The 13,267-nt window shown below is 47.6% G+C and carries 10 protein-coding genes; 9 read left to right on the forward strand and 1 reads right to left on the reverse strand.

The features are described 5' to 3' along the window. Positions 1–182: 182 nt before the first annotated feature. The 5 genes from B4H10_RS07615 (at position 183) to larA (ending at position 7,196) form a co-directional block, all read left to right on the forward strand. Positions 183–1,436: a pyridoxal phosphate-dependent aminotransferase gene (locus B4H10_RS07615; RefSeq protein WP_059076409.1), complete on the forward strand. Its 1,254-nt coding sequence runs from the start codon at positions 183–185 to the stop codon at positions 1,434–1,436. A gap of 29 nt (positions 1,437–1,465) precedes the next feature. Then, positions 1,466–2,266 (forward strand): pyrroline-5-carboxylate reductase, encoded by an 801-nt coding sequence (gene proC, locus B4H10_RS07620; protein ID WP_075581680.1) that lies wholly within the window; start codon positions 1,466–1,468, stop codon positions 2,264–2,266. A gap of 427 nt (positions 2,267–2,693) precedes the next feature. After that, positions 2,694–4,229 (forward strand): L-lactate permease, encoded by a 1,536-nt coding sequence (locus B4H10_RS07625; RefSeq protein ID WP_292018573.1) that lies wholly within the window; start codon positions 2,694–2,696, stop codon positions 4,227–4,229. A gap of 82 nt (positions 4,230–4,311) precedes the next feature. After that, positions 4,312–5,733 (forward strand): FAD-binding oxidoreductase, encoded by a 1,422-nt coding sequence (locus B4H10_RS07630; RefSeq protein WP_292016787.1) that lies wholly within the window; start codon positions 4,312–4,314, stop codon positions 5,731–5,733. Positions 5,734–5,912: 179 nt separating this feature from the next. Then, positions 5,913–7,196 (forward strand): nickel-dependent lactate racemase, encoded by a 1,284-nt coding sequence (gene larA, locus B4H10_RS07635; protein WP_292018574.1) that lies wholly within the window; start codon positions 5,913–5,915, stop codon positions 7,194–7,196. An 86-nt stretch (positions 7,197–7,282) separates the two neighbouring features. Here the strand turns inward: larA and B4H10_RS07640 are convergent, their stop codons facing one another. Continuing rightward, the gene (locus B4H10_RS07640) at positions 7,283–7,594 is read right to left on the reverse strand and encodes a DUF6506 family protein (protein ID WP_059076414.1); all 312 of its coding nucleotides are present in this window, start codon (positions 7,592–7,594) and stop codon (positions 7,283–7,285) included. Positions 7,595–7,785: 191 nt separating this feature from the next. On the opposite strand from B4H10_RS07640, the gene B4H10_RS07645 reads away from it, so the two are divergent. The 4 genes from B4H10_RS07645 to B4H10_RS07660 all read left to right on the forward strand — a co-directional run bounded on the left by B4H10_RS07645 (position 7,786) and on the right by B4H10_RS07660 (position 13,244). After that, positions 7,786–9,246 carry a sodium:solute symporter family protein gene (locus tag B4H10_RS07645; RefSeq protein ID WP_059076415.1) on the forward strand — a complete coding sequence of 487 codons (1,461 nt, stop codon included), beginning with the start codon at positions 7,786–7,788 and terminating at the stop codon, positions 9,244–9,246. A 156-nt stretch (positions 9,247–9,402) separates the two neighbouring features. Next, positions 9,403–10,053: a helix-turn-helix transcriptional regulator gene (locus B4H10_RS07650; RefSeq protein WP_059076416.1), complete on the forward strand. Its 651-nt coding sequence runs from the start codon at positions 9,403–9,405 to the stop codon at positions 10,051–10,053. A gap of 372 nt (positions 10,054–10,425) precedes the next feature. Beyond that, a complete protein-coding gene (locus B4H10_RS07655; protein ID WP_292018575.1) occupies positions 10,426–11,646 on the forward strand; it encodes a YgeY family selenium metabolism-linked hydrolase in 1,221 nt (406 codons plus the stop codon). Beyond that, the gene (locus B4H10_RS07660; protein WP_075581675.1) at positions 11,643–13,244 is read left to right on the forward strand and encodes an N-acyl-D-amino-acid deacylase family protein; all 1,602 of its coding nucleotides are present in this window, start codon (positions 11,643–11,645) and stop codon (positions 13,242–13,244) included. The genes B4H10_RS07655 and B4H10_RS07660 overlap by 4 nt, the downstream gene beginning before the upstream one ends. Positions 13,245–13,267: the final 23 nt, after the last annotated feature.

Raw genomic sequence — 13,267 nt, forward strand, 5'->3', positions numbered from 1 at the left:
GCTGATTGTGGAAAAAAGCACTAGCTTATGCTAGTGCTTTTTTTTGTGGTTAGTGATTAGTAAGTTGCTAGTAGGGATTTTGTATTCAAAATACATATGTAAAACGGTTACCCTTTTCTTGTCAGTCCCATGCATATGTGGTATAAATGAATAGGTAACTAAAAAAGGGGAGTTGATTTTACATGGGTATGAGTGTTGCTGCTAATCATGCAAAAGGTAAGTTTGCTGCTGATGCTATTATGGCCGCTGCGGCACGTTGCACAGAAGATGTCAAGAAAAATGGGGCTGATGCTGTTATAAACGGTACGATTGGTTCCATTATTGATGAAAATGGCGATCTCGTCGTACTGCAGATTGTAAAGGATACATTGAAACAACTGACACCAAATCAGATTGTAGCCTATGCACCGATTCCGGGCTTCCCGGAATATCTCGATGCGGCTATCGACCAGTGCTTCTGTGATTCCCGCCCGGAAGGGTATATCCGCGCTATTGCCACACCTGGCGGCTCCGGCGCTATCCATACGGCAGTTCACAATTATTCTGAACCGGGTGATGAAGTACTCACGACAGATTGGTGTTGGGGAGCATACCGCAATATTATCCGTGACGACAACCGCGTCCTCCGCGAATTTGAACTGCTGACGGATGATGGAAAATTCAATATGAAGAGTTTTTCTGAAAATCTGCAGGACCTCGTCAATAAACAGCATAATACAGTCATTATCCTTAATTCTCCTGCCAATAATCCTACAGGATTCGGACTGAATCTGGATGAATGGGATGCCGTCCTTTCTTTTATTAAATCAGCTGTCGAAGGAAAAGATAAAAATATTATCCTCGTTTCTGATGTAGCGTATCTCGACTACAGTGGGGAAAAACAGGAATGCCGCCGTTTCTTCAAAAAGTTTGGGAATCTGCCGGCTAATATCCTTCCTATCGTCGCATATACCTGTTCTAAGGGCTTTACCCTGTATGGCCAGCGTATGGGTGCGATGATCGGAATCACCTCCAGTGAAGACGTAGCTGATGAATTTACGGCTATTAATAAGTACACCGCCCGTGCTACCTGGTCCAATCCGACCAGCTCTGCTATGTGGACGATGATAGAAATTACGAAAGATCCGGAAAAAGTAGCCCGCCTTGATGCAGAACGGGCACAGTATTTCCAGATGATTAAAGAACGGGCAGACATATTTATGAAAGAAGCGGCTGACTGTGGTCTGAAAATCCTGCCATATCTGTCAGGTTTCTTCATTACTATTCCCATGATTGGTTCGGATAAGGTATGTGCCGCCCTTGAAAAAGAACATATTTACCTTGTTCCGCTGAAAAAAGGTATCCGCCTGGCCGTCTGCTCTGTATCCAAAAAGAAGATTGCCGGTCTGGCAGCCAAGGTAAAGGCGGCTGTCGATGCAGCTGGCATTGTGCAGTAATCGTTTGCTGTATAGGGGAGGGATATCCTATGTTTGAAACAATCGGCATTATCGGGACAGGGAATATGGGACGGGCCATTGCTATGGGGCTGGTCCGGTCCGGCCTGATCGAAGGGAAACAGCTCATATTGTACAATATCCATACGGAAAAGGCCCAGCGCCTGGCTGATGAAACCGGTGCCGCTGTCGTTGATTCGGCTGCCGGATTAGTGCAGCAGTCCCAGGCGGTCATCCTGGCGGTCAAGCCGTTTATTATGCCCGGTGTCCTGAAGGACATTTATCAGGCAGTAACACCGGACAAAGTGATGATTTCCATCGCTGCCGGCCTTACCCTGCAGCGCCTGGCTGATGCCATGCCGGCAGGAACAAAAATCGTCCGCGTCATGCCAAACACGCCTTCTATGGTAGGAGAAGGTATGGCGGCCCTTTGTTTTAATGAAGCTGTAACAGATGATGAAAAGGATGATTCCGTCGCTATTTTCCGCAGTTTCGGCAAGGCCGAAGTCGTGGAAGAACGGCTTATCGATGCTGTCTGTGGCCTGAGCGGGAGTGGTCCGGCTTTTGTGTATATGTTCATTGAAGCGCTGGCTGATGCCGGGGTGCGGGAAGGAATGTTCCGGCCTATGGCATATACTTTTGCCGCGCAGACTGTTCTGGGAGCGGCAAAGATGGTCCTTGAAACAGGGGAACATCCGGGCAAGCTGAAAGATGATGTCTGTTCTCCCGGCGGTACGACTATCGAAGCTGTACGCGTTCTGGAAGAAAGTGGGTTCCGTGCTGCGGCGATGAATGCCGTTATTGCGTCTGCTGAAAAAAACAAGAACTTGTAGTTAAAGTTAAACGTTAACACCGCATATAGGACAACCGGTTTACAAAATGTGTTTTGTAAACCGGTTATTTTTATGTTATATACCTAAACGGAATAATACATAATTCCATTTAGGTATTATAAAAAATCATAGCATGTATGTGAACTGTTGAACGATATTAATAATATTAAAAAAAATATATAATAAATTAAATTAATAAAACAATCATGCAGAATTATCAATTTAGGCATTGATGCGTTGTGAAATACATATAGATTATATGTATAAATGTAATTTACTTACCTGCGTCTCCGTTGTATAATTAAATCATGAGATTGACTCCGGAGATAATCACAAAAGAACTGGTCTTATTCATGATTCTGGCTATGAATGAGCCACCTGCCTGTTAGGGGCATGAAACATGGTGTTTGATGAAAGGGTGGTTTGAATGGTTCTGCTTGCTTTGCTCCCGATACTATTTCTGATTGTAGCATTGGGATTTTTGAAGATGGCTGGGTGGAAAGCGTGCCCGATTGCGGCAATCATTGCATTTGTCATTGCTGTCTTTGCCTTTGATATGCCTGTGGGCATTGCTGTTTCTGCGGCACTGGAAGGGGTAGCCCTGGCGGTGTGGCCGATTTTACTTGTCATCATTATGGCTTTATTTGCTTATAAACTGACAGTTGCTACAGGCAGTTTTGATACAATTAAGCAGATGCTGACTACGGTTAGTGAAGATAAACGTGTGCTGTTTCTGCTCATTGCCTGGGGCTTTGGGACTTTCATGGAAGGGATGGCCGGATTTGGTACGGCCGTAGCTATCCCGGCGGCTATGCTGGTTGCTCTGGGATATCCGCCCATACGGACGATCATTGCCTGCCTTATTTCTAATGCCGTAGCACCATCTTTTGGCTCTATTGGCATTCCGACATCGACAATGGCTGCTATAACCGGCATCGATGCCGTCACGCTGGCAACGAACGTTTCGGTTGTATCCTTTATTCCCGATCTGATTGCCCCGTTTTTAATGGTCATCTGCATCGGTGGCGGGGTGAAAGCCCTGAAAGGTGTCGGCATTATCACACTGCTTTCCGGCCTGGCACTGGCAATCCCTGAATTGCTGATTTCTATGACTATCGGGGCAGAGCTCCCGGTCATGGTGTCCTCTGTAATTATCATGGCGGTCATCGTACTGTATTCTCGGGCCGTCAAGATCGATGATCCCGACTATAAACTGGATGTAAAGACAGAAGATATCCAGCCTGTTTCCTTCGGCGAAGGTGTCCGGGCGGCAATGATTTTCATTTTGATTTTCGTGCTCCTCGTGTTTACATCCAAACTCATTCCGTTCATCAACGATCCGTTGGCTTCCATCAAGACATCTGTTCCTATCTATGCCGGTGCTGGTGCCAAACCGTATACATTCGTCTGGGTGGCAACGCCAGGTATCATGATTTTGATTGCGTCTATCATTGGTGGTAAAATCCAGGGGGCTTCTTTTGGAAAGATATGGAGCGTATTTGTTGATAACTTTGTCGGCCTGAGATATACATTCCTGACGATTATCACTGTCGTTATCGTAGCCAAGGTCATGACGTATTCCGGTATGACTAAGGAGATTGCCGATGCTTTGGTCTTTGCGACAGGCAATGCATATCCTGTATTTGCTCCCTTTGTGGGTGCTATCGGTGCTTTCATTACCGGATCCTGCACCAATGCCAACGTACTATTCGGACCGCTCCAGACTTCTGTTGCGTCCACTCTGGACATGAGCCCGGCATGGATGGCCGGTGCCAGCTCGCTTGGTGGTTGTATAGGCAAGATGCTGTCACCCCAGAGCATTGCTCTCGGCGTCGGTGCTGTCGGAGCTCTGGCAGAAGGAAAAGAAGGGGAAATTATGCGCGGGACAGCCGGATACTGCCTGTGTCTGCTGGTCATTGCCGGTATCCTGACATTTATCATCCCCAGTTTCCTGACTTTGTAATGTAATTAGTGGCTATGCACCGGTTTTCTGCCGGTTTTATACAACATGTAAAGTGTTTTGTATTTAGAGGAGGAATTTTATTATGGCTAAAGGTATTGTTACACCGGAACTTATTGAACAGTTAAAGGCTATCGTTGGTGAAAAGTATGTATATACCGATAAAGACAAACTGGAACCGTATTCCCATGACGAAGTAACGGATCCTCATTATATGAGAGAACCGCAGGTCGTCGTCCTGCCGGCTAATACGGAAGAAGTAGCCAAAGTCGTAAAGCTCTGCTATGACAACGACACGGTCATGGTTCCCCGTGCTGCTGGTACAGGCTTGGCTGCCGGTGCCGTCGCCACATTCGGCGGTGTCATCATCTCTATCGAACGGATGAACAAAATCCTTGAAATCGATAAACAGAACATGGTATGCGTCACAGAACCGGGCGTTACGACGGCTGTCTTGCAGGAAGAAGTACAAAAAGAAGGCCTGTTTTATGGCGGCGACCCCTGCAGCGGGGACTCCTGCTTCATCGGCGGTAACGTAGCAACCAATGCCGGCGGCAACCGGGCCGTTAAATACGGTGTAACCCGTGACCAGGTCATGGGCATTGAAGTCGTTACCCCGCAGGGCGAAGTAGTCACACTGGGCGGTAAATTCCGTAAAAATGCAACGGGTTATATGCTCATGCACCTCTATATCGGTTCTGAAGGGACGCTGGGCATCATTACCAAGATTTATCTGAAACTCGTTTCCCTGCCTAAATATCAGGCTGACCTGCTGCTCATATTCGACAATCTCGACGATGCTATCGCCCTGACACCGAAAGTCATGAATGCTGGCATTACTCCGGTCTGCGTAGAATTCATGGACAATGCCTCTATTAAACAGGTAGAAGTATTCCTCGATGAAAAACTGCCTCATTCTGACAATGGTAACTATATCATCATTCAGATTGCCGGTGACAATGAAGACGTTCTCGATGAACAGACAGAAAAAATCGTTGAAATTGCAGAAGAAAATAAAGCCATCGACTCCCTCGTCGCTGACCCGAAAGTTATCTGGAAATCCCGTAAAGCATATCTGGAAGCCGACCGTGCCCGCAGCCTCGTATTCTCCATGGAAGATATCGTCGTTCCTATGACGGAAATCCCCGGTGCTGTACAGCAGATTTCCCGCCTTTCCGAAAAATACGATGTCGCTATGCACTGCGCCGGCCACTGCGGCGATGGCAACGTCCATATTGATATTCTGAAAGATGACCGCACTCAGGAAGAATGGGAAGAAATGCTGCCGAAAATCCAGGGCGAAATCTACGCTCTCGTATACAGCCTGGGTGGCCGCCTCTCCGGTGAACACGGCATTGGCTATAAACGGGAAGCTCTCCTTGAAAAATACACGAACCCTGTAGAAGTCAAACTGATGAAAGCCGTGAAGAAAGCACTGGATCCGAAGAATATCATGAATCCGGGCAAAGTAATCAGCATTAACGACGAAGTTCCTGTAGAAGAATAATCATACCGTCTGCCGGTACAGCCGAAAAAGATGCAGAATTCTTTGAATGTATCGTCTGAAATCTGATACTCTGTTGATGTAAAGAGGCTGTTCTTGTAGTGACAGCCTCTTTGCTGTACCGGCAGAATATGTGGTAAGGCGTCATGTTTCGTTCATAACACAGAAAGGCTGGGATATATATGCAGAAATTTTCCATCCCTTTTGGTAAGGGACATATTCATTTTGAACTGCCTGATGAACAAGTAGCAGGTGTACTGCTTTCACATGCCCATGAATATAAAGCGCCCAAATCAGAAGAAGAACTCGTTGCGGATGCACTGGCTAATCCGATTGGCAGTCCTCGTCTGAGCGAACTGGCCAAAGGGAAAAAGACGTGTACCATTATTTCCAGTGACCATACCCGTCCGGTACCGAGCCATGTCATCATGCCACAGCTGCTGGCAGAATTGCGCAAGGGCAATCCGGATATTGATATTACCATTCTGGTTGCAACAGGGATGCATCGTCCGACTACTCATGAAGAACTGGTTGCCAAATACGGAAAAGAAATCGCTGAAAAGGAAAAGTTCATCATTCACGTCAGCCGTAATGACGACGACATGGTCAGCATCGGTACGCTGCCTTCCGGTGGAGAATGCCTGATCAACAAGGCGGCTGTTAATACGGATCTCCTGATTTCAGAAGGATTCATCGAACCGCATTTCTTTGCCGGCATGTCCGGTGGCCGGAAATCTGTTCTGCCAGGTATTGCCAGCAAGATTACGGTCCTGGCTAACCACTGCTCGGAATTCATTAACAGCCCCTATGCCCGTACAGGCATTCTCGAAGGCAATCCCATCCATAAAGATATGCTTTATGCAGCTAAAGCGGCTAAACTGGCATTTATCTGCAACGTCGTCATCGATGCCGATAAAAAAGTCATCGCCGCCTTTGCCGGTGACCGGGAAGAGGCCCATTATAAAGGGGTAGAATTTGAAATGAAACTGGCCGGTGTCAAACCGGTTCCGGCTGATATTGTCGTAACGACGAATGGCGGTTATCCTCTCGATCAGAATATCTACCAGTCTGTCAAAGGCATGACGGCGGCAGAAGCAACCTGTAAAGATGGCGGCGTCATTATCGACTGCTCCAGCTGCAGTGACGGACACGGCGGTGAAGATTTCTTCAATACGCTGAAACAGGCCGATGATCTGCAGAAGGCCATGGATGAAATACTGGCCCGCGATCGGAATGAAACGATCTTTGACCAGTGGGAATCGCAGATACTATTGCGTTTATTGCTCCATTTTGATATCATAATGGTAACCGATGCCCCTAAAGATATGGTAGAAGCTATGCATCTGAAATATGCGGCGAATATTGACGAAGCCTTTGCTATGGCGAAGAAGCTTCTGGCGGCAAAAGGTGTGGCTGACCCGAAAGTTACGGTCATTCCCGATGGCGTGTCGGTTATTGTCAAGTAACAATAGAATGACATAAACACAGCGGTGTGTACAATGATTTGTACACACCGCTTTTTTAATACTATGTATTGCTTGCCACTGTATTGTTATTTCTTGATGAAAAATGAATCACCGCTCTTATTGCCCATGCCAGGATGGATATCAAAGCGGACGACGCCGATTGAGGCCTTGCCGGCAACGGCCTGCTTGATCATGGCCGTCCCTTCTACGCCGAAGCCACCGCATAATTCAATGGCACCTACTCCGTTTTCTACCAGTTTTTTTGCTTCTTTGACGGCTTCTTCATAGGATTTGACACCGACTACGGTCAGGTCGAGACCGGGTCCAGGGATGACGGCTTTCTGCTTTTCCGGATCATTTCCCGGGGCAATATACATGAATGCTGCCTGATAACTCATACCATATCGTCTCCTTTTCATATTGATAGGTATATCATACGAAAGAGAAAGAAGAAATGCAAGATGCATCGGTTATAAAAGAAAAATGGGAGATGAAAAATATTTTGAATAATTGACAAAAATTTAGTTTATAGATATGATAAAAATATAACCACTACTTGTTACTATCATATCATTAAGGAGGGATTTGTATGAGTGGATCTATTATTGTAGCCGCCGTTGTCATAGCATACATGGCATTTATGCTTTTCATCGGCTGGTACTCCAAGCACATGATTTCCGGCAATGCGGACTTTATGGTTGCCGGCCGCCGTCTGGGACCCATTCTGATGGCAGGGACGCTGGCTGCCACGGAAATCGGTGGTGGCAGTTCGCTGGGCGTTGTCCAGCAGGGGATGGGAAAATACGGTATCAGCGCGGCCTGGTATGTCATTGCCATGGGTTTCGCCTTTGTCATCCTGACTTTCCTGGCTCCAAAATTCCGGGCATCGACAGTCAAGACCGTACCGGAATATTTCCGCCGCCGCTATGGCCGGCTTCCGGGCATCATTACGGCTATCGTCATGTTTCTGCCCCTTATTGGCCTGACGGCAGGGCAAATGATTGCATCAGCCGTCATTCTCTCGACGATGATGGGTATCAGCTTTAAAGTCTCCGTCATCGCTATTTGTGTCATCGTTACGATTTATTCTGTCATGGGAGGTCTCTGGTCTGTTACGCTTACCGATTTTGTACAGGTCTTTTTCATCGTATTTGGTATGGCCGTAGCTCTTCCTTACGCTCTCAATCTGGCAGGAGGATGGGATAATGTCGTGGCCAATGTACCGGCAGAATCACTGGATCTTTTTTCCGGTTACAGTGTCATCGATGTCATTGCCCTGACTGTCATGTATATTACTACCTTTACGGTAGGACAAGAAGCAGTATCACGGTATTATGCAGCCCGTGATGGTCGGACTGCCCAGAAAGGGTCTGTCATGGCTGCTATCATCAATTTCATCTATGGATTTATTCCGGCGACTCTGGGCGTCATCGTATTGGCTCTCATTAATATGGGCATCTTTGATGCGACCCAGTTCCAAAGTGTCGGTTCACGCTATGCCCTGCCGGTTCTGGCCGTAGCGGCTATGCCGCCTCTCGTTTGTGGCATCCTCTTTGCTGGTGTCATTTCGGCAACGATGTCTAGTGCCAGTTCGGACCTTCTGGGAGCCGGATCTATTTTTGCCAATGATATTTATCGCCAGTACATTAAAACGGAAGCGACCGATGAAGAGGTTATGAAAGTTGCCAAGATTGTCATGGTCCTGGCAGGATTGCTTTCCCTGCTCGTTGCATTATTCAATACATCGAGCATTATTACGATTCTTATGTTTTCCTTCTCGCTCCGTGCAGCCGGTGCTTTCTTCCCATATGTCATCGGTTTATACTGGAAAGGCGCATCTCTTGCAGGGACGATGGCATCACTTATTGCCGGTACGATTGTCGTCGTGTATCTGGAACAGTTTACCCACGGTGTCATTTTTGGTATTAAGTTCGGCCAGCCTATCCTGCCGGGTCTGGTTGTGAGCTTCATAGCATTTATCATTTTCTCCAAATTGATGCCGCCGAAAGAAAAAACGACAGAACTGGCTTATGATGAACACGAATCCTGATTCGGCTGTAAAGTAGTTCTTTTTCGGTTTTATGCGATTTTACTTTGCTTTTACGGAGCAGAATATGGTATAGTAAATTAAGGTGATAATGAAAATTTGTCATGACTGAAAAACAAATTTTTGCTCGTGTATATTAGGAAACGGAGTCGTTGACCGATGAAAGAAAATATGCTTACTTTTTTGAAACAATTAGCCCGGGGTATTGCACAGCAGTTCGGGCCCAGCTGTGAAGTCGTCGTCCATGACCTCAGTGGGGACAATGCGGAACATTCCATTGTTGCCATTGAAAATGGGCATGTTACGCACCGGAAAGTAGGAGATGGTCCGTCTATGGCTGTTCTGGAGGCATTGAGCGGCAAACCGGAAAAACTGCACACCGATGGCAGTTACCTGACAAAGACAAAGGATGGGCGTATCCTGAAATCGACGACTATTTACATCCGTGATGAACAGCAGAAAATCATCGGTATTTTTTCTCTCAATTTTGATATTACTGAATTGATGATGGTCAGCAATGCCATTAACCCGCTGGTATCTATTACGTCGCAGAAGGGTGAAACGGGCAGTATTCCGCACAATGTAACGGAACTTCTGCAGGAACTTATTGAAGAATCGACCCGTCAGGTAGGAAAACCTGTGCCGCTCATGACGCGCGATGATAAAATCCGGGCGATTAAATTCCTCAATGACCATGGAGCCCTGCTGATTACCAAAGCGGGGGATAAAATTTCCAAATACTTTGGCATCTCCAAGTATACGCTGTACAGTTATATTGACAGCAGTAATGATGATGATGCACCCGTTTAGGGACAGAAAGGGGGCTGTCACATGCCGTACGGTATGCGACAGCCCCCTTTGGGCATGATACATGTCATTAGTTCTGATGAGTCGCTGGAAGTGCCAGAAGACTATTGATGGTATAGATTGCCTGGATGGCCAGACGGGCGGCCCGCCCTGTTTTTTGCACTAATGTATTCATATAAATCATCCTTCTCTAAAATAGTATTACTGTAATGCATATAATAATACGTATCTTTTAGATATTTGTCAAGATAAATACAAAAATATTTTTTAGTTTTTATATAAAATATTGACAAAAAGTTAGATTATGCGTACCATAACAAAGAAGAAAGGGGAATATCCCCTGGCTGCATTGATAACATAAAGGAGGAATGTGGCGTGGAAACCATATCTTGTGAAGAAGTCCGGAAACTGTGTCAGGCACTGATCCGCCAGCCAAGCTTGTCCGGACAGGAAAAAGGCGCTAGTCTCGTACTGCAGACGTATATGAAAGAGCAAGGTGTATTTGATACGATTCAGGTAGATGACTATGGGAATACGCTGGCTTCTATCAAGGGAGACCGGCCGGGACCAGTCGTACTCTTTGATGGCCATATCGACACGGTTCCCGTTGAAGATGAAACAGCCTGGACCTACCCTCCCTTTGCCGGAGATATACATGGAAACCGTCTGTATGGTCGTGGTGCCAGCGATATGAAAGGCGCACTGGCCGCCATGACGGTCGGGGCAGTACAGTTTGCCAGACAGACAAAAAAGAAGTTTGCCGGTACCCTGTATATCGCTGCCGTCGTTCATGAAGAATGCTTTGAAGGCGTCGCAGCCCGCGCCATCAGTCAGGCCATCCGTCCCGACTATGTCATCATCGGAGAAGCTTCCGGCCTCGATCTTAAAGTAGGCCAGCGCGGGCGGGCTGAAATTGTCCTTGAATCAAAAGGGAAGTCTTGTCATTCTGCCAATCCGGAAAAAGGCGTCAATGCTGTATACAAAATGTGTAAGGCTATTGCATGTCTGCAGCAGGTACCGGCTCCCGTTCATCCCGTACTGGGAAAAGGAATCCTGGAATTGACTGATATCAAATCTTCACCTTATCCCGGGGCTTCGGTCGTTCCCGATTACTGCCGGGCTACGTACGACCGTCGTCTGCTGACAGGGGAAACAAAGGAATCCGTCCTGGCACCGCTGAAACAGGCACTCCACACCTTGATGGAAGAGGATGGGGAAGCGTCTTACCACTTGTCTTATGCCGTAGGCAGGGAACGGTGCTATACTGGTGCAGATATAGAAGGAGAACGTTTTTTCCCGGGCTGGCTGTACGATAAACAGGCTGACTTTGTTCAGGCAGCAGCTGACGCGATGAAACAGGCCGGATTCACACCGGCTATCCGCCAGTATAACTTTTGCACCAATGGCAGCCACTATGCTGGTGAAGCCCACATTCCCACAATCGGACTGGGACCCAGCCGGGAAGACCTGGCTCATACAGTAGATGAATACATAGAACTTTCCCAGCTTACCGGCGCTGTTACCTGCTATGTGGCAGTAATGGGGGCCCTGTTGCAGGAACGGTTCCTGCCAGGTAAAGGGGGCGCATGTGTATGAGTATTCTCATTCAAAATGGGACTATTGTAGATGGTACGGGAACGGAACGGTATAAAGCGGATGTTCTCATCGATGGGGATCGTATTGGGGCAATCGGTCACATAGCGCCGTCTGAAGGAATGTCCTATGTTGATGCATCGGGGTGTATCGTAGCACCAGGATTCATTGATACCCACAGCCATAGTGATATCGAAGTACTGCAGGACAGCCGCGTCCTGCCGAAGGTCATGCAGGGGGTAACGACAGAAATTCTGGGACAGGATGGCATATCCGTCGCCCCTCTGCCGGAAACCTACATTGCGACGTGGCGTCATAACCTGGCCGGTATCGGTGAGGATTCAGAGCGCATAGACTGGCACTACCATACGACAGCCGGGTATCTGAACCGGGTACGGGCTGCGCGGCCGGGAATCAACGAATGCTATCTCGTACCACACGGCAATATCCGGATGGAAGCGATGGGACTTGAAAACCGGCAGCCATCAGATGCAGAATTGCAGAAGATGGCCGATATCACTCGGAGAGAAATGGAAGGCGGCGCTGTAGGTCTGTCTTCTGGTCTCATTTACCTTCCCTGCGTCTATGGCGGGAAAGAAGAACTCATCGCCATGTGCCGGGTCGTGGCAGAGTACCAGGGATGCTTTGTCGTCCATCAGCGGAGCGAGGCTGATACGATTGTCGCCTCTATGAAAGAAATCATCGACATTGCCCGTCAGTCCGGCGTCCATCTTCATATTTCCCATTTTAAAGTCTGTGGCCGGAAAAACTGGCAGTATATCCCCCAGGTACTCCGCCTTCTCGATGAAGCTGAAGCCGAGGGGATAAATATCAGTTTTGACCAGACGCCTTATACGGCAGGCAGTACGATGATGAGCGCCATTCTGCCGCCGTGGGTCATGGAAGGCGGTACCGATTGCGTACTCCGGCGCCTCTCTGATCGGACGCTGCGGCAGAAAATGATTGCTGACATCCAGAAGGGTATTCCCGGCTGGGATGACTTCATCGATTTTGCCGGTCCCGACCAGATTTATGTTTCCAGCGTCGGGAGCGAAAAAAATCAGGATGCCGTCGGCCTTAATCTCATCGAACTGGGAGAAAAACGAGGAAAAGATCCGTATAACGCAGCCTTTGATTTACTGTATGAAGAAAAAAATGATGTACGGATGATTGATTTTTATTGTCAGGAAAATCACGTATTGCAGTTCATGAAACGGCCGGAAATGAATCTGAGTACAGACGGCCTGTATGGCAGTCATCCTCATCCGCGCCTGTATGGCGCGTTTCCCTATGTGCTGCGTAAATATGTAAGGGAAAATCCGGTCTTTTCACTGGAAGAAGCAATACACAAGATGACAGGAAAAGCGGCATCGGCATTCCGCCTGCGTGACCGGGGCGTGCTGGCCGCCGGAAAGGCAGCAGACCTGATAATTTTTAAGGACGGCACTATCCGGGACAGGGCGACCTTTACTGAACCTGTCCAATTTCCGGAAGGCATAGAACAGGTCTATGTAAATGGCGCATTGACTGTGGACCACGGTACTCATACGGATGCCCGGTCAGGCCGGGTCTTGATAAAAAATCATGGATACATTGTCTAAATGCGACAAAAAAATATATTTAA

The sequence above is a fragment of the Megasphaera sp. UBA4382 genome (genome assembly GCF_002391155.1).
Taxonomy (GTDB): domain Bacteria; phylum Bacillota; class Negativicutes; order Veillonellales; family Megasphaeraceae; genus Megasphaera; species Megasphaera hexanoica.

Bases quoted from the DNA above. Each gene is read 5' to 3' on its own strand.
- B4H10_RS07615 (WP_059076409.1), top strand. From the start codon at position 183: ATGGGTATGAGTGTTGCTGCTAATCATGCAAAAGGTAAGTTTGCTGCT.
- proC (WP_075581680.1), top strand. From the start codon at position 1,466: ATGTTTGAAACAATCGGCATTATCGGGACAGGGAATATGGGACGGGCC.
- B4H10_RS07625 (WP_292018573.1), top strand. From the start codon at position 2,694: ATGGTTCTGCTTGCTTTGCTCCCGATACTATTTCTGATTGTAGCATTG.
- B4H10_RS07630 (WP_292016787.1), top strand. From the start codon at position 4,312: ATGGCTAAAGGTATTGTTACACCGGAACTTATTGAACAGTTAAAGGCT.
- larA (WP_292018574.1), top strand. From the start codon at position 5,913: ATGCAGAAATTTTCCATCCCTTTTGGTAAGGGACATATTCATTTTGAA.
- B4H10_RS07640 (WP_059076414.1), bottom strand. From the start codon at position 7,594: ATGAGTTATCAGGCAGCATTCATGTATATTGCCCCGGGAAATGATCCG.
- B4H10_RS07645 (WP_059076415.1), top strand. From the start codon at position 7,786: ATGAGTGGATCTATTATTGTAGCCGCCGTTGTCATAGCATACATGGCA.
- B4H10_RS07650 (WP_059076416.1), top strand. From the start codon at position 9,403: ATGAAAGAAAATATGCTTACTTTTTTGAAACAATTAGCCCGGGGTATT.
- B4H10_RS07660 (WP_075581675.1), top strand. From the start codon at position 11,643: ATGAGTATTCTCATTCAAAATGGGACTATTGTAGATGGTACGGGAACG.